Consider the following 22,097-nt stretch of genomic DNA (forward strand, 5'->3'; position numbering starts at 1 on the left):
CTGGGTCATGGTCCGCCCGGTTCGGGGCGGCGGCTGACCGCCCGATGCCGTTTCCTCGAGAGCCGGTCGGGAATCGGCACATATGACGCACTTCGAATACACGATGATGACCGAACAGGCCGCTCCCCAGGACCTGGTGGCCCATGTCGTGCGGGCCGAGGAGGTCGGCTTCGACTTCTCGGTGACGTCCGATCACTACTTTCCGTGGTTGGACGAGCAGGGCACTCCTCCTACGCGTGGAGCGTGCTGGGAGCGGCCGCGCAGGCCACTTCGCGGATTCCCCTGATGGCGTACGTGACGTGCCCGACGTTGCGGTACCACCCGGCGATCGTCGCGCAGAAGGCGGCAACGATGCAGTTGCTGTCCGGCGGCCGCTTCCGGCTGGGACTGGGCTCGGCGTGATGTGCACGCGGTCGGGCGCGATGCGCGTGATCCGCGCACCGAGATGGCGCATCAGTCCCTGGCGGTCGAAGCTGCCGTGGATGCGTGCCTCTGTCTCGGAGCTCGCCTGTTCCTGCTGCGTCCGGTCTTCCACGTGCTCTCCTTGGGCGGACATCACGCTGTGCGTACGGGGTGAGGCGGGTTCGTCAGCCGGCCAGGCGTTCCACCAGGAGGAACCCGCCGATGGCGATCATCATGGCACCGGAGGCTCGGGTGACCGCCCGGGCCGCCGAGGGCCGGGTCTTCAAGACGGTGCGGGCCAGGACGCCGACGGCGAGGTAGACGGCGGCGCAGGCGGTCATGTGGAGCGTGCCGAGCAGTGCGGTCTGCGCCGCGACCGGCCAGCCCGTCGCCGGGTGGTTGAACGGTGGGAACAGCGAGAAGTACAGCAGTAGCGCCTTCGGGTTCAGGCCGCTGATCCCGGCTCCCTTGAGCATGATCTGCACGCGGGAGGAGCCCATGGTCTCCGCCGAGGCGGCCAAGGTGGCCGGCTGCCTCAGCACATTCCAGCCGAGCCACACCAGGTAGCCGGCGCCGGCGACGGTCAGCGCGGTGAGCAGGGTCGCCGAGCCGGCAGTGATCACCACCAAGCCCGCCACGGCGAGCAGCGTGTATCCAGCTATCAGCCCGGCGACCGCCGGCCGATCGGTCCCGCAGCCCGGCCGAGATCGCATAGGCCCAGTCCGACCGAGCCCGGGGTGAACACCAGTAGGAGATCCACTGCCAGGAATGCCGCAAGCGTGGTCGTGTCCATGGAACGATCCCTCTCGCGTGCTTGGTTACGAGAGGAAGGCTAGGCCGGATCTACCCGAATGTGTTCCCGCATTTACCCCGTGACCGCGCCCTCTGGGGGAGAATCTTCTTCATGGATGCCCTGGATCGGAAGATTCTTACCGAGCTACAGCTGGACGGCCGTCTCACGGTCACCGAACTGGCCGCCCGCGTGAAGCTGAGTGTCTCGCCCTGCCACCGCCGCCTGCGCGACCTCGAACGCGAAGGAGCGATCCGCGGCTACCGCGCCGTAGTGGACCCGGCCGCCGTCGGCCTCACCTTCGAGGCCCTCGTCTTCGCCACCCTGCGCTGGGAGGACCCCGACACCGTCTCTTCCTTCGAAGAAGCAGTGGCCGCCGTCCCGCACGTGCTCCAGGCCCAGCGCCTGTTCGGCGAACCCGACTACCTCCTGCGCGTCGCCACCACCGACCTGACCGCCTTCCAGCAGCTCTACGATCAGCAGCTCGCCCGGCTGCCCGGGGTCCAACGCCTGACCTCCACCCTCGTCATGAAACACGTCGTCGACGACCGCCCCCTGCCCGAATAGTCGCCCGCGAGCGTGCCACGTGTACGCGCGCTCGCCTCGCGCTGTGGTGGGGCCGGGCCATCTGCGGTCGGTGGGTTCCGCCTCGCCGCCGCGGCTGAGCGAGGCTCAGTTTGCTGTGCTGAAGGTGGAGTTGGCCAAGGGCCCGGTAGTGCACGGTGGGCCGGACCAGCGGTGGACGTTCTCGCGGATCAAGACGGTGATCGGGCGGCGCTTCCACAAGAGCTGCCGGCCACTTGCCCCGCTGACAGCCTTTCAGGCGCCCTGCGGGTAGGACACCGGCTCAGGTCACGCTCATCCCGTGGCCGGAGCCGTGCTCGGTGAGCAGCAGGGCGATGTCGTCGGCCCGGTAGGAGGAGCCGCGGGCATTGTGCAGGAGCCGGTCGGCGAGTTCGTCCAGTGAGCCCGCGCGGGCGTGGGCCAGTGATGCGCGCAGGCGGTCGATTCCCACGTCGATGTCCGTTCCGGGTTTCTCCACCAGTCCGTCGGTGTACAGGGCGAGGACGGATCCCGGCGGGAGGGCGATACGGGTTTGGGGGTAGGCGCTCGCCTGGTCCACGCCGAGGAGCGGTCCGGCTTCGAGGCCGAGGACGTCCGTCGTGCCGTTGGGGCGGCGGAACAGGGGTGCGGGGTGGCCGGCGGTGACCGCGTAGGCGTGGGCGCTGCGGGGTTCGACATGGATGTAGCAGCAGCTGGCCAGCAGGTTGCAGTCGAGGTCGATGAGGGTGCGGTTGACGCCCGCCATCACTTCGCCGGGCGTATGGCTGGCAGCCGCGAAGGCTCGTACTGCACTGCGCAACTGGGCCATGGTGGCCGCGGCGGCAATGCTGTGTCCCTCTACGTCACCGATGACGAGACAGGCCCCGCTGTCGGTGGGGATGATGTCGTACCAGTCGCCACCGATGTCCATCCCGCTGGTGGCGGGCAGGTATCGTGCGACGGCCCGGATGCCCGGGACTGCCGGCAGGCGGTGCGGCAGGAGCGCCTGTTGCAAGCCGTGCGCAACGGCGAACTCCGAGTCGTACAGCCGTGCTCGTTCCAGAGCCTGGGCGATCAGCCCGGCGAGTGCGGTCAGGACTCCCCGGTCCTTTTCTGTGAAGTGACGGATCTCGTCGAAGCCGAGGACGCAGGTGCCGATCGGGCGGCCGGAGGCGATCAGGGGCAGATACACCCAGGAGCTCACCTGGCCCATGGGGGTGCCGGGGTAGCCCTGGGCGAGGTCCTGCTGCGACTCGATGAAGAGCGGAGCACCGGACGTGAGGGTCTCTGTTCCAGGCAGGCGTGCGTGCAGCGGGACGCCGTGCAGCCAGTCGAGGAATTCCTCGTGGTGGCCGGTGTGATGGAGCAGGTGCATCGTTTTGTTGCGGACTACATAGATCGCCATCTGCTGGCCTCCGAAGGCCGGCAGAAGCTGGTCGGAGACGACTTCGCAGACTTGGTTTGTGGTGACTGCCTCGGTCAGCGCGCTGCCGAGTTGCAGGACGTGGTACATGACGCCCAGGCGCGCCGGCGTGGTAGCGGGTTCTGCAGTCGGTGGAGACGCGGAGGCTGCAACGGCCGCTGGGGGACGGGCGGTGGGGACCACCCGGCCGGTGACCCCGTCCGCCTGTGGGTGGAGGGAGAAGGAGAACCACTGGTCGGGCGATCGGCTCACCAGGAAAGAGGACGGCGTCTGCGAGATCATCGCGGACCGGTGCCGGTACTCGACGCTGGGGTCGGACAGCCACGGCAACACGTCCCACAGGAACCGGCCCATCACCTCGTCGGCAGAAACGTCGAGCAGTTTCAGTGCGCTGTGGTTGGCGTAGGTGACACGCCCATCGGGGGCCAGGGAGAACAGCCCGTCCTGCAGTCGCTCGACCGCTGCGACGGCCGCAGAGCCGGCCTGGGCCTCCACAACGGCACCGACCAGATGCGTATGTGCGCGCGCGTCGTCGGCTTCCGGTACGCGGCCCCGCAGCTCGATCGTGCGGTACCTCTCGCCGCCACCGTCGCTGCGATCCCGTACGCGCATACGCCGCGCGGTGATCCGGCCCTTGCCGACTGCCTCCCGGACGCAGGCCCGAAAGGCCGCTCGATCACCGGGGTGCAGGCACGAAGCAAGTGTTTCGGCTCGTCCGTCGAAAGCATCGGGGTCGAGACCGAAGATCCCGCAGAGCGCGTCGTCCACGCTGAAGATGCCGGAGTCGAGGTTCCAGTCGAACAAGCCCACCCGCACGGCAGCTGCCGAGGGAGCCGGGGTCTCGACGGGAACCGTCCCCGGGGCGCATTCCACAGGGTCACCGGTACGGGCACGGAGCGCGGCCAGACCATTACCGAGCCGGTCGGCGACGGTCCGCAGGTGGCGGCGCTGGGCCTTGGACAGCCCTTCGCTGCCCGGTGCTGCCGCCCATACGATCGCCAACGCTCCGAAAGTCTCCCCACCTGCGCGCACCGGCACCGAGCAGGAGCCGAAGGCATACGGCAGCGCCATGGCGAGCTGCGGATATCGCCGCATCGTCTCCTCAGCGTTTGCCAGGTGGACCGTGCGCCCGGACTCGTACGCCACGGCGACCGGGATGCGACTGCTCACCGCAATGAGGTGCCATCCACCCAGCAGAGACGGAGGCACCCCGCACGTCGCGGCGAGCACGATCGACCGGTGGTCACGGGAGCGCAGGAAGATGCTGCCCGCGTACGCGCTCGTTCCTTGGACAGCTTCCACAACGGCTGCAGCGAGCAAGTCCTCACGCTCCGCCGCCTCGCCGACGATCATCCCGCGCATACATCCAGTGTGCGCAGGTCAGATAACGGGAACCCAGCGATGGAGTGATCACGGTGATCGCCCTCATCGCGCTGACGGCGACCGTGCACCGCCAGCGCGTCCGACGGCTTCGGCGAGACAGCCGCACTGGCCGGCCCTACTTGCCCGGACTCGGCGGCATGGCGTCCGCCCCCGACCCGCCGCCGACGACTCCGGCCGAAGAGACGGCCGCGGACCTGGCCGCCACCGGAGCCGGCGCCACCACCCACCCGGTCGAGCATGCCCGCCCCTACCTGGAGCGCCGCCGCGCGCTGACCGCCGCGGCGGTGCGCGGCCTGCGACCGGACCCGGGTGCGGTGCGGCGGGACCGGCCACGTATTCCTGCAGGAGGGATCCCCTGCGGATGGACAGGCTTCTCCCGAAGCGGTGACGCGCCGCGTACGGCGATGCCGCCGCCGGCTGAGCACACCTGGAGCTCCACCCTCCTCGTCCTCGTCGGTGTCCGATTGGTTCTTGGAGCTAAGAAGAGGGGAACCTGTGCGTCGCCCCGTCGATGGGGCGGCCTCCTCGCACAGGTTCCTGGACGGGAATGTCGCGGCCTGCAGCCGCACTTTGGTACGACCGGTGTCAGGCTATGCGGTCTGGATCTCGGCGATGTGGTGGGCGATCAGGTCGTACATCTCGCGGGTCAGTTCGGTGTCTTCGGTCAGGATGTTGTAGGCGTGGTCGACGCCTTGGAACTCGCGGTGCTCCAGCAGAGCGCCCGAGGCGCGCAGCTTCTCGGCGTAGTGCATGCCCTCGTCGCGCAGTAGGTCCAGTTGGCAGGTGATCACCAGAGCGGGAGCGATGCCGGTGAGTTCGTCGTCGTTGGTGTCGTACAGGGGCGAGGCCAGGGGGTGTGTGCGGTCGACCACTGTGGGCAGGTAGGCGGCCTGGCGGAGGGGCGTGATGCCGGGCCGTACGACGGGCTTGGCTGCCAGGGCCCGCTTCTTGCGCCCGTCGGTCGCCATGTCGAAGGGGGCGTAGTTAAGGACCTGCAGCCCGAGCGCCGGGGTGCCTGCTTCCCAGGCTTGGCGGGCGGCCGCGGCGGCCAGGCCCCCGGCCGGCGCTCTGGCCGCCGATGCCCAGTCGCTCCGCCTGCGGCTGGGCAGGCAAGAACCTCGGTCACTTGGGAACTAGTTGGGAGGGGATTGTGGTGGGTGGGGTCGACGACCTCGATGGCCTTTAGGCCGGATGCCCGGTCCGGATGCGCCCCCTGCCCACACCGCCACAAAATCCTGATCATGTGGAGATTCTCTGGAACTAGGTACGCTCACCGAGCAATACAGCGTGGCGGTGCACGCCATGCGATAGCCGCGACCATTGCCTGCGGCTTTCTCCTGACAGCCGCTACGTCATGCGGTGACACGAACGCACGGACGAGCCCCGGTGGTGCACCGGGGACCAACGGACCGGCGTCAGCCCTGCCCCGTCCGGCACCGGCTTCCGGCGTTCCAGGCATCGGAGATCGGATGTGGAAGCAGGTACCGGCCAACACCCGTCAGGTGGTGGCTGTCTACGGCGACCACAAGGACTCGCCGGACAGCCTCGTCGTCCTCTACGAGAAGCGGGGCGCGACCTGGGAACGGACCGGCAGCTGGCCCGCGCACAACGCCAAGAGGGGCTGGACGACCGACCATCACATGGACGACGAGCGGAGTCCCGTCGGCGTGTTCACCCTCTCGGACGCGGGCGGAGTGCTCGCCGACCCGGGAAGCCGGCTGCGGTACCGGCAGGACGACAACGCTTTCGCGTCCACGATGTACTGGGACGAAGCCCACCAGCACGATTTCGACTACGTCATAGCCATCGACTACAACCGGCTCAAGGGCACCCCACCCTATGACTGGACTCGACCGGAAGGCGTGGAAAAGGGCGGTGGCATCTGGCTGCATCTGGACCACGGCGACGGCACGTCGGGCTGCGTCACCATCCCTGAGGCCGGCATGAAGTCCCTGCTCCGCACTCTCGATCCGGCACGCCACCCCGTCGTGGTGATGGGAGACCGAGAGCACCTGAAGGCCTGAGAGGGCATCGCGTGTGCCGCTGGATCCCACCGCGATCGACCGCCTCTATGCGTCGGCTGCGGATGCCGGCAGCAAGGCTCTATTGAGTTTCGGCGGCGACGGCATGACCTCTGCCGTCGTCGACATCGAGCGGGAGTGCGCCACCGTGCAGCGGCACGGGCATCTGGACCTGCTGGTGGTCCTTGACGTTGGCGGTAGAGGGTGACGGTGCCCGACGGCACGGTGGCGGTGGCGCCGTTCCCGCCCGCGCCGCCGCCGAGCCTGTTTCACCTGCGGCGTCGGCGTCGGCGACGGTGGTCGGCCGCCGGACGCCTCGCCCGGCGGTCCCCCTGGCCTGCCCCCTCACCTGGCTGACGTCTCAGTGTTGAGTTCACGCAACCGCGGGCAGAGCCGTGGCTCTGTCCGCGGTTGACTGCCGATGCGGTCTCGCAGCGCTACCAGGGGTCGCCGCGAGCCCAACGGCTGTCCACAAGCGGGACTTCACGGTCCGGGAGGCCGTCAGGTGCTCTTCGCCTCGGTTCGTTGGCCTCCGAAGCGTCTGGGGCAAGTGGGGGGGCGAGGAGCGGGCGTGGGTCCGTCGACCCTCAGGTCGGCGCCCCCTCACCCACACGCCAGTCCTCCAGGCCGACGGTCTCCTGAAACTGCTGCCGCCTGATGCGCTGGGTCCTGCTCCCTACGTAGGCCATGCGGTCGACGTAGCCTGCAGGTCCGACAACTCCCTTCCACCATTCAGTACTTCGGAACTACTCGTCCAGCTGTCCTCGTTTGTCCGGGGTGCCGTAGGCCTACCCATCGGCATCGGCATCGGCATCGGCATCGGCATCGGCATCGGCATCGGCATCGGCACCAACGGTGACTGACCAGCGCTCGCCCACCGGCACCCACTGCACGGCCCCTGGCAGGCCGCGCGTTCTAAATAGGTAACCTGACGCGGGCGAGCGTTTCTGATCGTGGACGCACGGTGCACGACCGGGATGTGAACGCCGCCAAGCACCGGCCCCGGACCGGCGGTGACAGCCTGTGGAGCGGAGGTAAGACCAGACCCCGTTCTGGCGCCGCGCGTAGAAGCGGGAAGCCACGGACGCCCGCCCGATGCGTGTGCCGCGTAGCGGCACAGCACCGAGCGCGCAGCCAGAATCTGCGTCCTTCAGGGGGAGAGCAAGTCAAGCCACCAACTGGCGCTCAGCGAAGCCGACCACCAGGCAGCTCCTACCAGGTAACGGGCAGCTCGATGGGGAAGCGTCGGATCGTCTCCGTGTCCCAGCGCACTTCCTCCGGCGGTACTGCCAGCTGCAGGTCCGGAAAGCGTTCCAGCAGCCGCCCGATGGCCACTTCCAGTTCCGCCATGGCCAGTGGCACGGCGATGCAGCGGTGTCCGCCCCAGCCGAAGGTCATGTGCGGCGCAGGGAGCCGGTCCGGGTCGATGACGTTCGGGTCCGGATAGCGCTCCGGGTCGCGGTTCGCCGTCAGGTACGACACATGGACGAAGTCACCCTCCCGGATCCGTACCCCCTCCATTTCCACGTCCTCCAGTGCCACTCGGGGGATGCCGACCCCCTTGCGGAAGGGGATGACGCGGAGCAGCTCATTGAGGACGTCGGTCAGGGCCTCCGGCCGGCTGTCGATGTGCTTCATCAGCTCGGGACGGGTCAGGAGGAGGTAGGAGATGTTGCTGATCTGGCAGGTGGCCGTGTCCTGCCCGCTGAGCGTCAGCGTCAGCGCCATGACCGCCAGTTCCTGGTCGTCGAGCACGTCTTCGCCGTCCCTGGCGGCGGCCAGTGCGCTGATCAGGTCCTTCCCGGGGGAACTCCGCCGCTGTTCGACCAGTTCGCCGAAGTACTCCCGCAGCTCGGCCTTGGCGGTTGCGGCGGTCTTGCGGCTGTTCGGGCCGGTGGCGAGCAGTTGTTGCAACTTCTGCTGCGTGGGGGCCCAGTCGTCTCGGGGGAGCCCGAGAAGGTCGAAGATGGTGTGCTGGGCGAGGGGGTTCGACAGATGGCGTACGAGATCCACCGGCGGCCCTTGCGCGGCCATCTCGTCGAGCAGGTTGTCTGCGAGCCGGGTGATCCGCCCCCGCATGCCGTCCACCTGCCGCTGGGTGAAGGCCTGCGAGGCCAGGTGCCGCAGGCGGCTGCTGTGCGGCGGGTCGATCACATTGATCGACTCGGGGGAGACGATGGGCTCCGGCGTCAGCCGCGGGTAGTCGGATCCCACGATCCCTGCCCGGCTGAAGCGCTGATCAGTGGTCACCTGCTGTACCGCCTCGAACCCGGTGACCAGCCAGGCATCGGCGTCGCCGTACGGCAGCCGGATGCGGGTGATGGAACCGCGGTCCATGAGCGCCGTTAGGGACGGATCGAAATCCAGGCCCTCGCTGAAGTCGAACGGACACATGAGCGCTTCGCCGCCTGAGGTCATCGCGCAGTTCTCCTTCTCTCGCCTATTTCGCCTTATTCCATGCATATGCCCTTCCGTGGTGCGCGGCCGTCGGAATACCTCCAGTTGCGCTACACCGGCCGCTTCCCGTGTCAGCCCGAGCCGGCCGCACCGGCCACCGGCACCACATTGGTGGCGTCCAGCGCGGCACGCAGGCCCTGGGCGAGTTTCACGCCGTCACCGACCGCCCAGTAGTGGGTGAAGAACAGGCGGGGTTCGTCCGTCAAACCGTGGTTGTGCAACTCGACGAGCTCCACCCCGGCACGCCGCAGGGCCACGAGGACGTCCTGGACCTCTGCGGCGATCATGGCGCAGTCGCCGTTGACCGCGGCCCGGCCGCCACCCAACGGCTGGAAGTTGATCGCGCTGGTCGATCCCAGGCCCGGAGGCAGTACCAGGCCGCCGTCGGCGATGGTCTCACGGCGCACGAAGGTGCTCCGGTAGATCCCGTCGTCGGTGGTGCCCTTGACCCCCAGCGCGGCATCGATCCCGGCGGTGTCCAGGTCGACGGGCCGCGGCGGAACGGGCGAGGGCGGGGGCGGGGGCGGGGTGCCGGTACGGTCGAACGCCGCGCGCAGGCCACGGGCGAGGGCTACCGGGTCGTGGCCGTGCGCGTGGATGTGGACCCACCAGACGTCGGGGGCCTGGGAAAGCAGGTGCTTGTGGATCGCGGTCTGCGCGATCCCCTGCTCGTGCAGGACATCGGTGAACTGCTGGAGTTCGCACTCAGTGACGACCACATCGCCCATCACCAGAGTGCCGCCGTCGGCGTAACGGACGAACGAGACGTGCGACCCCAGGGCGAGCGCCGGCTTGACGACGATGCCACGGGAGACCACCACAAGGTCCCGGCGCGGCAGGCCTGTGTGGTACATCAGCCCGCGCTTCATGTCGCCTGTTCGCCCCAGCACGTCGGCCACACCCGTCCAGTCCGACAGGATGGTGGGTACCGGCTTGACCAGGGAGCGGCTTCTCCCCCTCGTCTCCCCAGCGGACAGGGCACGAGCGGGGTTCGGCGCCCCGGCCAGCACCGGTGCCAGGGCGGCCGCGGCCAGAACCCGCCGCCGCGTCGCACCCGCTCGCGGGTGGTCGTTCTGCTGTCGATCGTCAGCCATCATGAGTGCCTCCTGGCGGGAGGCAAGCACACGGGGCCGCAGGCACGCGCCATCGCCGCCACGGCTTGGGCCAGGTGGGCCAAGAACTCCTAACGGGATGAGTGATGGGTTTGCGTCCACGGAAGTGGTCTCCGGACCAGCAGCTCGTCACGGGCGGTCTGCCAGGTGGCCGGGTCGACCACGGGCGGGCGGCCGGGCAGCGCGGTGGCCGGGTCGTCCGGCGTGGTCGTCATGGTGTCCTCCGTGGTGTCTCGTGCCGGGCAGTGTCGTACGACGTTCGACGACGGTCACCAGAACAGACTCGCGACCTCGCCGGAACTCATCGCAGCGGGGCGTCCTCGGCCGAGCCTGCACGGACCACGTCGGGCTGACAAATTCACAGACGCGCTCTTACTGGCAGCAGCGGACCCGCGCCTGGCGCGGCCTACCGTGGCCCATGCCGGGCCTGCCCCTTGAGGAACCTATAGGTCTCGGAGACCTCCGTGGGGTTGCCGCAGCCGGGATCGACGGCGATGCGGGTGAATCCGCTTCAGCGTTCGAGGACGAGAGCGAGGCCCTGGCCCACACCGATGCAGAGGGTTGCGATACCGGTGCCGGAGCCGCGGCGGGCGAGTTGGTGGGCGACGGTTCCGGCGAGGCGGGCGCCGGAGGCGCCGAGGGGGTGACCGAGGGCGATGGCGCCGCCCTGCGGGTTGAGGATCGCCGGGTCGAACTCGGGCCATTCGGCCACACATCCGAGGACCTGCGCGGCGAAAGCCTCGTTCAGCTCGAGCACGTCGAGATCGGCGAAGGTCCGGCCGGCCTTGACCAGGGCCCGGTTGACGGCTTCGACGGGGGCGAGACCGAAGTAGTCCGGGTCGATTGCGGACACTCCGGTGGCGGAGACGCGGGCCAGCGGCTCGCGGCCGGTGGCCTTCAGGCCCTCCTCGTCGGCCAGGAGCAGAGCGGCGGCGCCGTCGTTGAGCGGAGAGGCGTTGCCCGCGGTCACGGTGCCTCCCTCGGCCGCCGGCCGGGGGGACCCCCCTCTCGCTTCGCTCGCGGTGCGGAAGGACGGCTTGAGTCTGGCCATCGCGGCCAGGGAGGCGTCCGGGCGGATGCACTCGTCGGCCGCGAACAGGTACGGGTCGCCCTTGCGCTGCGGGACCGGTACGGGGGCGACTTCGGCGTCGAACAGGCCCTGAGCTTGGGCGCGGGCGGCCTTGCAGTGGCTGTGCAGGGCGAACTCGTCCTGCTGTGCACGGCTGATCTTGTGCTTGTCGGCGATGAGTTCGGCCGACTCCCCGAGAGGGATGGTCCATTGCGGGTCCATCTTCGGGTTGACCATGCGCCAGCCCAAGGTGGTCGAGTGCAGCTCGGCGTGGGCGGCCGGGAACGGCTTGTCGCTCTTGGGCAGCACGTACGGAGCCCGGGTCATCGATTCCACGCCACCGGCGACGGCGATGGAGGCGTCGCCGGCGGCGATGGCGCGGGCGGCCTGAATAACGGCCTCCAGACCGGAGGCGCACAGCCGGTTGACCGTCACGCCCGGTACGCAGGTGGGCAGACCGGCCAGCAGCGCCGCCATGCGGCCGACGTTGCGGTTCTCCTCGCCGGCGCCGTTGGCGTTGCCGAAGTACACGAAACCGCGATGTGCGTGGGGTCCAACTGGGGGGGTGCGGGTGAGGAGTTCGCGGATGGTGTGTGCGGCCAGGTCGTCGGGGCGTAGCGAGGCCAGGCCGCCGTTGTAACGCCCGATCGGTGTGCGCACGGCGTCGACGATGTAGACGTTCTTCACTTCAGGCCCTCCGCGACGGTCAGCTTGGCGTCGGTCTTGGTGATGATCTCCTCGACGTCGACGCCCGGCGCGCACTCGACCAGCACCAGGCCCTCGTCGGTGATGTCGAGGACGCCGAGGTCGGTGATGATCCGGTTCACGCAACGCTTCCCGGTCAGCGGCAGCACGCACTCGGTGAGGATCTTCGGCGAGCAGTCCTTGGCGGTGTGTGTCATCACGACGATGACCGTGCGGGCGCCGTGCACCAGGTCCATCGCCCCGCCGATCCCTGTGATCATCTTCCCGGGGATCGCCCAGTTCGCCAGGTCCCCCTGCTCGGAGACCTGCATCGCACCGAGCACCGCCACGTCGATGTGGCCGCCGCGGATCATCGAGAACGAGAGTGCCGAGTCGAAGAAGGAGGCGCCGGGCAGCACCGTTACGGTCTCCTTGCCCGCGTTGATCAGGTCGGGGTCGACCTGATCCTCGGTGGGGTAGGGGCCGGTGCCCAGGATTCCGTTCTCCGACTCCAGGAGCACTTCCACGCCCTGGGGCAGGTAATTGGGGATCAGCGTCGGCAGCCCGATGCCGAGATTGACGTACTGGCCGTCCTCCAGCTCATGGGCGGCCCGGGCGGCCATCTCCTCACGACTCCAGGCCATCAGCCGCTCACCGCCCCTCGTGCCGCAGGCACGGACACCGTGCGCTGCTCGATCTTCTTGTCCGCCGCCTGCTCCGCCGCGAGGGCCACCACCCGCTGCACGAAGATCCCCGGCAGATGCACCGCATGCGGATCGATCGCGCCCGGCTCCACCAGCTCCTCCACCTCCGCGACCGTCACCCTTCCGGCCATCGCGGCCAGCGGGTTGAAGTTGCGGGCCGACTTGCTGAAGACCAGGTTGCCGTGCCGGTCGCCCTTCGCCGCCCGTACCAGCGCGAAGTCGGTACGGATCCCGCGCTCCAGCACATACGCGACCTCGTCGAAGAGCCGCACCTCCTTGGCCAGTGAGGCCAGCGCCACCCCGCCCGAGCCGTCATACCGCCAGGGCAGCCCGCCCTCCGCGACCTGCGTGCCCACTCCGGCCGGGGTGTAGAAAGCGGGGATCCCGGCACCGCCGGCCCGCAGCCGCTCGGCCAGCGTGCCCTGCGGGATCATCTCCACCTCCAGCTCCCCGGCCAGATACTGCCGCGCGAACTCCTTGTTGGCCCCGACATACGAGCCCGTCACTCGCGCGATCCGCCCAGCCGCCAGCAGCACCGCCAGGCCCGACTCCATCGCCCCGCAGTTGTTCGAGACGACCGACAGCCCCGACACCCCTCGCTCGAACATCGCCTGGATCAACACGTTCGGCACACCACTCAACCCGAACCCGCCCACCGCCAACGACGCGCCCTCCGGCACATCCGCAACCGCCTCCAGGGCCGCGACCACTTTGTCCATCTTTACTGCTCCGCCTCTCGCTCATGCGGACCCATCGGATGCTGTTTCCGTAAGGAAAGGTCAAGCATTCGGTCGGGTCTGTAGGTATTGCAGGGGCAGTTCCGCGCCGCCGCAGGCATGTCCCTTTAATTCGCATCTCGCCTGACTGAGACTGCTTCCACGGTCCAGCCCCTTGGCATCCCTCGGCATCCCGCAGATGAGTGATATCGGTCGCGATCCCGAGGCCACGGTGTCGGTTCCTGTCGCTCGAACAAGGTATTTCCACACCGGTTCTCGTTATCACTCGCGGATTCCGTTGACGCACATCATTCGAGTGTCGACGCTCTATTTCATAAATAGAGGATCGGCGAGACCGAGGAAATTCTCATGAAGACATTTGTGCATCGGGGACAGATCACCAAGGTGGTCTTCGGCAGCGGTACGCGCAGCCGTATCCCCGAAGAGGCTGATGCTCTCGGATGCCGTCGGGTGCTCATCCTGTGCACACCTGGTCAAGTGGACCAGGCAGCGGAAATGCGCGACCTGCTTGGTGCGGCAGCCGCGGGAACTTTCACCGAAGCGGCCCCGCATACCCCCATCGAGGTCACGGAGAAGGCGGTCGCGTACGCCAGAACCGTGGGAGCGGACTCCGTGCTCGCCATCGGCGGTGGATCTACCATCGGCCTCGGCAAGGCGATCGCCGTGCGGACCGGTCTTTTGCAGCTGGCGCTGCCCACCACCTATGCCGGCTCGGAGATGACGCCGATCCTCGGAGAGACCGAGGGCCACCGGAAGACGACCCGGCGTCTGCCGGAAGCGCTGCTCAACACGGTGGTGTACGACGTCGACTTGACGCTCACGTTTCCCGCGGCGACATCGGTGGTCAGCGGCATCAACGCGATGGCGCACGCCGTGGAGGCCCTCTACGCACAGGACCAGGACCCGGTCGCCTTCCTGATGGCCGGTGAAGCGCTCGATTCCCTCACCCGATCCCTTCCGGTCATCGCGCGGCGCCCGGACGACGGCGCGGCGCGGGCGGATGCGTTGTACGGGGCGTGGCTGGCGGGCACCTGCCTCGGCACGGTGGGCATGGCATTGCATCACAAGGTGTGTCACGTGCTGGGCGGCACCTTCGGGCTTCCGCACGCCGAAACCCACGCGGTCGTCCTGCCGCACGTCGTCGCCTACAACGGGCCGTCGGCCCCCGAGGCCATGGCGCGCATCACGCAGGCGCTGCCGGGGGACGACGCCGCGAGCGGTCTCTTCGACTTCGCCGGCCGGCTCGGCGCCCCCAGGGCACTGCGGGACCTCGGCATGCCGGAATCAGGGATCGAGCAGGCGGCCGAACTCATCGTGCGGGACGGCTACTGGAATCCACGACCAGTGGATCGGACCGCTGCCCGCGCCCTGCTGACCCGCGCCTGGGCCGGGGAGACGCCGCGGACGTCACCCGGCAACGAACACCCCCAGTCCGACTCCGTCATCGAACACTCGACCACCACGGGAGTACGCCATGCGTGATCTGACCAGCGACACCATCACCGAGGCGGTGATCTCGACCATGCGGGACACCAAGGACTCCCGCCTCGCGAAGATCCTGGAATCTCTGGTGCGGCACCTCCACTCCTTCGTCAGCGACGTCGCACTGACGGAGGAGGAGTGGGCCCAGGGAGTGGACTTCCTGACTCGCACCGGGCAGATGTGCACGCCGACGCGCCAGGAGTTCATCCTGCTGTCCGACGTGCTGGGCGTCACCATGCTGGTCGACGCCCTGAGCAATCGACGCCCCGCCGAAACCACCCAGAACAGCGTCCTGGGCCCCTACTTCAGGGAGGACAGGCCGCAGCACGACGACGCCGCCGACATCTCCGGAGGCCTGCCCGGCACTCCGCTGTTCTTCGAGGGACGGGTCGTGAACCGTGCGGGAGCGCCGGTGGCCGACGCGGCGGTGGACGTCTGGCACAGCGACGCGGATGGCCATTACGACATGGAGGTGCCCGGACAGGTCGACCCAGCCATGCGCGCGCTGTTCCGGACCGACGAGACGGGACACTTCGGTTTCCGTTCCATTCGCCCGTCCAGCTACCCGATACCCGGCGACGGCCCGGTCGGCGAATTCATGAGCGCGACCGGCAGGTCGCTCATGCGTCCCGCCCATGTGCACCTGCTGATCGAGGCTCCGGGATTCCAGCGCGTGACCACCATGCTGTTCCCTTCGGACGACCAGTACTTGGACACTGATCCGGTGTTCGGGGTCAAGGAGTCGCTGGTCGAGTCCTATGACACGTACGCGGCCGACGCCGGGCCCTGCCGCGGGCTGACCGACGTGCCGTACACCCTGCTGCGCCACACCTTCATCCTCGAACCCCGCCCGGCGGACTGATCTCCACGGCCGGCGCACACACCGTGGAGAGGCGGTCATCCATGAGGAGCAGCGATCCCGGTGACACGGGTGGTGTCCTGCCCCGGTTGCCCAGCCATGTCATACCCCGGCCGAGGCTGGTCCGCACAATCCATCAGTTGCTGGACCAGTACCCGGTACTCGTCATGGCGGCTTCGGCGGGGTCGGGCAAGACGACCGCCGCGGTCCAGGCCGCTCACGCGCTGTCCAGCCCCGTCGCCTGGGTATCGCTCGCCGGGATACCCGGCAACGTCGATGCCGGTGCCGGTGATCCCGGTACCGACGGACCGGCGCTGACGCGCCTTCTCAAGGCGGCCGTCGAGCCCCATGTGCCCGCCGCGGCGACCGCACTGACCGGGGCACTGGCGCGAGGGCTTTCAGCGTCGGAGACCGGCGTCCTGTTCGCCAGGATGCTCGTCGGCACGGAACTGGTGCTGGTGCTCGACCGCGTGGAGACGATCGGTGGGTGCGCTGGTGCGCAGGGGCTGCTCGACGCACTGGTCGGGAGTCTGCCGGACGGGCCGCGGCTGGTACTCGTCTCCCGAGTGGATCTGCCCCAAGGCCTCGGAGGTCTCGGCGATATCCATCGCGTCGCCTTCCTCGAGGACGGGGACCTGGCCTTCGATGTGGCCGAAGCCGCCGAAGCCGCCGAAGCCCTGCGGGGCATCGACCGAGGTGGCGATCCGTCCCAACTGGTGGATGCGACGGGCGGTTGGGTCACCGGAGTCCTGTACGACTGGTGGGGAGCCGACCCCTCCGCCTCCGCCGCACAGCACGAGTGCCTCGCGGCCGAGCTGCTGGCCCAGCTCATGCCCGCGGAGGTGTCACTGCTCGTCCGCGCGAGCCTGCTCGACGACGGCGTGACGGCTGAACAGGCGAATGCCCTCGGACTGGCTTCGCCGGACCGGACGATGGCCGCCCTCCGCGGCCGACGGCTGCCGCTCATCTGGTCCCCGGACGGCAGCCGGATGACCGCCCTGCCGCGGTTCCGCCACCATCTCCAACGTGAGATCGAATGCCTGGACGAGAACACTCTGCGTGTGTTGCGTCGGGGGTACGCCACGTTGCTCCAGGGCCGGGGGCGCCATGAGGATGCCGTGGCCGAGCTGCTCATGAGCGGCGACACCGACGCCGCCCGACACGCCGCGGAACGTGCCCTGCCCGACGTACTGGGCCGACTCGACCTGGCGACCGCCGAGAGCTGGCTCGACCGCATGCGCCCGGCGCCCACACCCAGCTTGGCCTCAGCGGCGCTCCGCGTAGCCTTCGGGCTCGAACAGTGCTGGCGAGGCGTGCAGTTGGCCGACCACCACGGTCGTGCGTGGTGGAGCGGTCTCGCCGACCAACCGGGCGGCGAGGAGGACTTGGCCCTGCTGGTGTGGTGCTTCTGGCACGTGGGGAGGATCGAGGGGGCGCGCGAGATCCTGGCCGTCATGCCTCCGGGGCACCCTCGCGACATCGCGGGTGCTGTGCTGGCTCTGGCGGACAACAGCACACCCCAGCTTGCCCCGGACGTTCTCGACCGTGTCGCGGGACCCCTCGAGGCCATGGTGATGCGCGTCGCCTACAGGTCTGGGCAACTGCGCGAAGTGCAGGACAGCGTGTCCGGCACTTGGCGGAGAGTGGCGGGGACGCCATGGACGGTCGCCGCACTGCGCGCCGAGGGACGTATCTCCCAGGCGGAGGAGGCGTACGCGGCGGTCGAAAATGGACCGGGGCCCGTCTGGCTGGCGGCGTTCGAGGCCGCTGAGTTGATGGCGGATGTCGGACGCCGGGACGAGGCGTGGGCCGCACTGTTGGCCGGGCGAAAGCGGATCGCATCGACCGGTTCCCGCGTGTACGAGATCCTCAGCCTGCTCCTTGAGGCAAAACTGGCCCTGCGCCTGGATCGCGACCTGCCGCGAGCGGCTCGGGCGCTTGCCGAGGCGGAGCGCAGAGGGTGCGCGCGCTATGCGCTCACCGCGGAACTGGCCGGCGTCTGGCGAGGTCTGGAGCTGCTGCTGGCCGGCCGCGACCACGACGCCGTGCCCCACCTCACCACCGCGGTCTCCGCAATGCGCACGGGCAAGAGACGTCTGGAACTTCCCACGGCGGCCGTTTACTTGAGCGAGGCGTTGTGGCGCACCGGCGATGAGGACGGCGCGGATACCGCTGCCGACCTGGCTCTGGAGGTCGCGACGGCCCAGGGTCCCCGCAATCTGCTGTTGCAGGCTCTGGAGGACGTGCCGTCCGTCGCGGTGCGTCGAGCCGACGCGGAACCCACGCACTCCTCACGCTGGCACGAGCTCGTGTCCGCTCTCTCGACCGCGAGACCGGTGACCGGGTGCGCCGTACCCCGACTGACGCAGGAGGACTTCGGCCCGGTGCGGCTGGTCGTCGACGGGCGGGAGGTCCACCCGCGTCTGGCCAAGAGCGTCGAGTTGCTCGCCTACCTGCTGTCCCGGCCCGCCGCGAGTGCCAGACGGCAGGCCCTTTTGGAGGAGCTGTTCCCTGGGCGGAGCGACGCGACCGGGCGCAGCTACCTTCGGCAGGCCGTCTACCGACTGCGCGAGGTGCTGCCCGACGGGCTGTCGCTCCTTCAGGACGGTGACGTGTACCGGCTGACACCGGCGTCCGCGGTCCTGAGCGCCTCAGGGACCCTCCAGCGACTGCTGGCGGAAGCCGCGCGGCAGGACGGCGAGCACCGGTGGGACACGCTCCAGCGCGCCCTGGCCATCGCCGAACGCGGCTCCTACTTCGACTCGCTCTCGACATACTGGCTCGACACCAGACGCGCCGAACTCGACGCCGCGCTCATGCACGCCCGTGTGGACGCGGCGACCGTCGCGTTGCACCTCGGCCGCGTCAGGGATGCCCGTCGGCTGGCGCGTGTCGTGCTGGACAGCGATCCGTACCGGGAACAGGCCTGGCGGCTTGCCCTGTGCGCCGCGGAAGCGGTCGGCTCCGACGACGAACTGCTCGACTTGTACCGAGGCTACCTGCGCGCCATGAAGGAGCTCGGAGTGCCGCCGTCCGCGGACCTGAGACGCCTGGTCGACCGACTGCGTCGATGAGCCGTCAGACCGTGTGAATGCCGGGTGGTGCCCGGCGTAAGCCGCGATTTCTCCGGCATTAACAGCCGGAGTTGCACAGTTCATTTCAGGCACCAGGGCCCAGCCCCACTTTCACGGAGGTCGTCCGATGATTGAGACCCTTGACATGACAGTCGATTTCCGAGCCACGATGAGCCGGCTCGCCACGGGTGTCAGCGTGATCACCACGCGCTCCGGAAGCACGCCCATCGGCATGACGGCGAGCGCCGTGTCCGCCCTGTCCCTGGACCCGCTCCAGCTGCTCGTATGCATCAGCAACCACCTGTACACGCGGGCCGCGATCGCGGAGCACGGCCGCTTCGCCGTCAATGTCCTCGGCGAGGACAGCGAGGCCCTGGCGCGGAACTTCGCCGTTTCCAAGCCGGACAAGTTCGCGGGCGTCGAGACCATCGACGATCACGGTGTGCCGGTGTTGAAGGACGCCATCGCGGCTGTCGTGTGCGATGTCGCCGAGGCGCTCCCCGGCGGCGATCACACCATCTTCGTGGGTGACGTCCGCTATTGCGCACACACGGTCGATTGCCGACCGCTGCTCCACTTCGCGGGAGGTTTCGGCGTGCTCAAGGCTCCGCACTAGTGCGCTGCGCCAGAAGTTCGTCGGTGGATTCGCGCCTTGCCCGGCCGGGTTGGTTGTCCGCCCATCCAGCCCCGGCCTGCGAGTATTCGGCCAAGTCGGCGGCAGTGGGGCACCAAGAACTAACGACGAATTGATGGCGCAGGACACTAGCGCCGCGTCAGCCGAGGTTCGCCCCGTCGCGACGCCCGGCACGCTCCCCCACTGCCTCAAGGGCGTGGGAGGTGCCCCCGCTCGCCGCACCGGCCGAAAGCCCAAGTACATCCAGTACGAGGACTTCCGGCCGACACTCCCCCAGCCTTCGGCCGGGGGGACCCCCAGAGCACGCACCGGACGCCGCTCCTTAGCGGGCAAACCCTGGCTGACGCGGCACTGGCACGGGTGGCAGCGGTCCGAAGAGGCCGCTGCGGGGCCCGTGACCGGCCCGCTACCGCCCCCGAAGTCCGGCTCTTGCGAGGCGAGCCATGGACGTCGGGGGCTCCGCTCGTCCCGACGACTCCACTGCAGGTGCCATGACCAGCTCCGTGCCGACCTTCAAACTGCATCCTCCGGCCCAGCCCCCGCATCTCCTGACACGCCCGCGTCTGCTGCGTCGGCTTGACGCGGCGACCGAGCCGGTGGTGGTGGTCTCCGCCCCGGCCGGTGCCGGGAAAACGGTGCTCCTGACCGAGTGGTCGCGAGGCCCGGCGGCTCGCCGGGAGTGCGCCTGGCTCAGCCTGGACGCGTACGACAACGCCCCGGGTCGGCTCTGGGCCGGCATCCTGCGGGCGTTGCACCAGGTACGACCGAAGCTGCCCGCCCGCCTCGACTGCGATGAGTGGACGCTCGACGTATGGCTCGAGGAGATCCTGCCAGGTCTGGTGACCGGACTGGACGGAGAGGGACCGCTCACGCTGATCCTCGACGGACTGGAATGCATCTCGGACGCCGACGCGGTCCGTAGCCTGGCGGACTTTCTGACCAGGCTTCCCCAGGGCTTCCGCATCATTCTGTCGACCCGGCACATTCCCGGCAGTCCCCTTCCGACCCTGCGCGCCCAGGGTCTGATCGCCGAACTCGACCAGCACGACCTGGCTTTCACCCCCGAGGAAGCACGGGCACTCCTCACCGGTCTGCTCGGCTCCGCTCCGACCGCGGACGCTTCGAGCACGGTGTACGAGGCCACCGAGGGATGGGCGGCGGGGCTGTGCATCATGGGGCGCACCCTCGCCCGCTCGATGAACGAGGCTGATACGGCAGGGAACCTGGCGCGCGGCAGACAAGCGGTCACCGAGTATCTGGCCACCGAGGTGCTGGACCGGCTCACCACCGAACAGCGCGAGTTCCTGCTGCGCACCAGTGTGCTCGACGAGCTGAGCGCCGGGCCGTGCCAGGCCCTCGCCGGGGACCGGGCGGGCATACTGCTGCGCGGGCTCGCACGGACCGTGCAACTGCTCGTGCCTGTCGCCGTCGATCCGTCGGCGTACCGGCATCACCGAGCACTGTCTCCGCTGCTGTCCGACGTCCTTGACTCCGAAGGACCGGCAACCGTCGTGTCCCTGCACGAGGCGGCAGCTCAGTGGTACTCCCGACAGGGGGAGACGACGGCGGCCGTACGGCACTGGGTGCTGGGCGGCGATGAGTCCGCGGCCGTCGCGTCGGTCCTCGACGGCTGGGAGAAGGCGATCTCGGCAGGCCGTAGTGCGGAGGTCTCGCACTGGCTGGACCTCCTGCCGCCCCGCACGGTCGCCGCCGACGCGAGACTGTGCGTCGTCGCGGCGATGGCGGCTCTCTCGGGGGGCGCCCCGGAAACAGCCCGGCGCTGGCTGGACGTGGCCCAGCTCAGACAGACAGGACCGGAGATGGTCGGCGAGGGCAGCACGGTCTCCGACGCCGCAGCCGTCGCCGAGGCCGTCGCCTGCTATCTGAAGGGGGAGATCCTGACCGCCGACCGACTTGGCGAATCCGCCGTTGCCGGCACCATGCCGTTGACTTCCTGGCGTGCCCTGGTCTGTACGGCCCGCGGTACCGCACTGCTGTGGACGCGCCGGTACGAGGAGGCTGAGGCGCTGCTCGGCGAGGCGACCCGTGATGCGCATGCCGCCGGGCACGGCCTGGTGCTCGTCCGCGCACTGGGTTTGCGGGCGGTGTGCGCGCTGCTGGCCGGACGGCACGAGCAGGCGCGCATGCTGAGCGACGAGGCCCTCCGGGCGGCCGCGACGACCGGCCTGGGCGGGCACTTCGTCGCCGTGTCCGCCTACATCGGCCGAGCCGGTCTACTCCTCGAAGAGGGAGAGATCGAAGAGGCCGCACAGCTTCTGGCAGGCGCGGAGGCAGCGTTGGCGGGCTCGCCCCAGACCGGAAGCGAACCCCATGTACGCGCCCTGTGCCACTTCACGCGGGCGCGACTTGAGAGTGCGCGGCACAACGCGGACGCGGCCCGCGAGGCCCGTGAGGCGGCGGAGCGGGCAGCGGCCCGGTGCGAGTCGCCAGGGGTACTGGCGGACTTGCTCGAGCGCACCGGTGAGGGCACGGCCGTGACCCCTGCCGGGCCCAGTTCCCAGGACCTGTCGATGGGGGAGCGCCGAGTGCTCCGCGCCCTGTGCGGTCCGCTGACGCTGCGTGAGATCGCCTCCGAGCTCTATGTGTCCCACAACACCGTCAAGACACAGGTACGCGCGATCTTCCGCAAACTCGACGCGCACGACAGGAGCGGAGCGGTCGCAAGGGCCCGGGAGTGCGGTGTGCTCTGACCCGGGCCCTTG

General features: G+C 69.1%; 15 protein-coding genes and 3 pseudogenes. 9 read left to right on the top strand and 9 right to left on the bottom strand.

Annotated features, from left to right (window positions below; genetic code table 11):
• Positions 1 to 82: 82 nt before the first annotated feature.
• Positions 83 to 396: pseudogene (locus OG390_RS48695) on the top strand (LLM class flavin-dependent oxidoreductase); the annotation flags it as partial.
• Positions 397 to 587: 191 nt separating this feature from the next.
• Here the strand turns inward: OG390_RS48695 and OG390_RS48700 are convergent.
• Positions 588 to 1,195 (bottom strand): annotated as a pseudogene (locus tag OG390_RS48700) (LysE family translocator).
• A gap of 111 nt (positions 1,196 to 1,306) precedes the next feature.
• Here OG390_RS48700 and OG390_RS48705 point away from each other — a divergent pair.
• Positions 1,307 to 1,759 (top strand): Lrp/AsnC family transcriptional regulator, encoded by a 453-nt coding sequence (locus OG390_RS48705; RefSeq protein WP_406177107.1) that lies wholly within the window; start codon positions 1,307 to 1,309, stop codon positions 1,757 to 1,759.
• Between the two features lie 280 nt (positions 1,760 to 2,039).
• On the opposite strand, the gene OG390_RS48710 is transcribed toward OG390_RS48705, so the two are convergent.
• Positions 2,040 to 4,520: a SpoIIE family protein phosphatase gene (locus OG390_RS48710; RefSeq protein WP_406177109.1), complete on the bottom strand. Its 2,481-nt coding sequence runs from the start codon at positions 4,518 to 4,520 to the stop codon at positions 2,040 to 2,042.
• Positions 4,521 to 5,131: 611 nt separating this feature from the next.
• Entirely contained in the window at positions 5,132 to 5,650 is a 519-nt protein-coding gene (locus OG390_RS48715) for an alpha/beta hydrolase fold domain-containing protein (RefSeq protein WP_406178319.1), read from the bottom strand.
• 360 nt (positions 5,651 to 6,010) lie between these two features.
• Here OG390_RS48715 and OG390_RS48720 point away from each other — a divergent pair, with 360 nt between their 5' ends.
• The gene (locus OG390_RS48720) at positions 6,011 to 6,565 is read left to right on the top strand and encodes a L,D-transpeptidase family protein (RefSeq protein ID WP_406177111.1); all 555 of its coding nucleotides are present in this window, start codon (positions 6,011 to 6,013) and stop codon (positions 6,563 to 6,565) included.
• Between the two features lie 13 nt (positions 6,566 to 6,578).
• The gene (locus OG390_RS48725) at positions 6,579 to 6,770 is read left to right on the top strand and encodes a hypothetical protein (protein ID WP_406177113.1); all 192 of its coding nucleotides are present in this window, start codon (positions 6,579 to 6,581) and stop codon (positions 6,768 to 6,770) included.
• A gap of 1,004 nt (positions 6,771 to 7,774) precedes the next feature.
• Here OG390_RS48725 and OG390_RS48730 read toward each other — a convergent pair.
• The 6 genes and pseudogenes from OG390_RS48730 to OG390_RS48755 all read right to left on the bottom strand — a co-directional run bounded on the left by OG390_RS48730 (position 7,775) and on the right by OG390_RS48755 (position 13,307).
• Positions 7,775 to 8,980 carry a cytochrome P450 gene (locus tag OG390_RS48730; protein WP_406177115.1) on the bottom strand — a complete coding sequence of 402 codons (1,206 nt, stop codon included), beginning with the start codon at positions 8,978 to 8,980 and terminating at the stop codon, positions 7,775 to 7,777.
• 110 nt (positions 8,981 to 9,090) lie between these two features.
• Complete coding sequence (locus OG390_RS48735) at positions 9,091 to 10,116, bottom strand: DUF1259 domain-containing protein (RefSeq protein WP_406177117.1); 1,026 nt, start codon at positions 10,114 to 10,116, stop codon at positions 9,091 to 9,093.
• A gap of 128 nt (positions 10,117 to 10,244) precedes the next feature.
• Positions 10,245 to 10,346 (bottom strand): annotated as a pseudogene (locus tag OG390_RS48740) (DUF899 domain-containing protein); the annotation flags it as partial.
• 296 nt (positions 10,347 to 10,642) lie between these two features.
• Complete coding sequence (locus OG390_RS48745; protein WP_406177118.1) at positions 10,643 to 11,887, bottom strand: thiolase family protein; 1,245 nt, start codon at positions 11,885 to 11,887, stop codon at positions 10,643 to 10,645.
• On the bottom strand, positions 11,884 to 12,528 hold the full coding sequence (locus OG390_RS48750) for a CoA transferase subunit B (protein ID WP_406177120.1): 645 nt from the start codon (positions 12,526 to 12,528) through the stop codon (positions 11,884 to 11,886). Before OG390_RS48750 ends, OG390_RS48745 begins: the two co-directional genes overlap by 4 nt.
• Positions 12,528 to 13,307: a CoA transferase subunit A gene (locus OG390_RS48755; protein ID WP_406177121.1), complete on the bottom strand. Its 780-nt coding sequence runs from the start codon at positions 13,305 to 13,307 to the stop codon at positions 12,528 to 12,530. Before OG390_RS48755 ends, OG390_RS48750 begins: the two co-directional genes overlap by 1 nt.
• Positions 13,308 to 13,673: 366 nt before the next feature.
• Here OG390_RS48755 and OG390_RS48760 point away from each other — a divergent pair, with 366 nt between their 5' ends.
• The 5 genes from OG390_RS48760 (at position 13,674) to OG390_RS48780 (ending at position 22,085) form a co-directional block, all read left to right on the top strand.
• Entirely contained in the window at positions 13,674 to 14,807 is a 1,134-nt protein-coding gene (locus OG390_RS48760; protein ID WP_406177122.1) for a maleylacetate reductase, read from the top strand.
• Positions 14,800 to 15,669 (top strand): dioxygenase, encoded by an 870-nt coding sequence (locus tag OG390_RS48765; RefSeq protein ID WP_406177123.1) that lies wholly within the window; start codon positions 14,800 to 14,802, stop codon positions 15,667 to 15,669. The genes OG390_RS48760 and OG390_RS48765 overlap by 8 nt, the downstream gene beginning before the upstream one ends.
• Positions 15,670 to 15,806: 137 nt before the next feature.
• Positions 15,807 to 18,740 carry a BTAD domain-containing putative transcriptional regulator gene (locus OG390_RS48770; protein ID WP_406177125.1) on the top strand — a complete coding sequence of 978 codons (2,934 nt, stop codon included), beginning with the start codon at positions 15,807 to 15,809 and terminating at the stop codon, positions 18,738 to 18,740.
• 127 nt (positions 18,741 to 18,867) lie between these two features.
• A complete protein-coding gene (locus OG390_RS48775) occupies positions 18,868 to 19,356 on the top strand; it encodes a flavin reductase family protein (RefSeq protein WP_399091039.1) in 489 nt (162 codons plus the stop codon).
• A 509-nt stretch (positions 19,357 to 19,865) separates the two neighbouring features.
• Positions 19,866 to 22,085, top strand: coding sequence for a LuxR C-terminal-related transcriptional regulator (locus OG390_RS48780; RefSeq protein ID WP_406177126.1), 2,220 nt, complete (start codon positions 19,866 to 19,868; stop codon positions 22,083 to 22,085).
• Positions 22,086 to 22,097 lie beyond the last annotated feature (12 nt).

Origin of the sequence: Streptomyces sp. NBC_00996 (assembly GCF_045162675.1) — a bacterium.
Classification (GTDB): domain Bacteria; phylum Actinomycetota; class Actinomycetes; order Streptomycetales; family Streptomycetaceae; genus Streptomyces.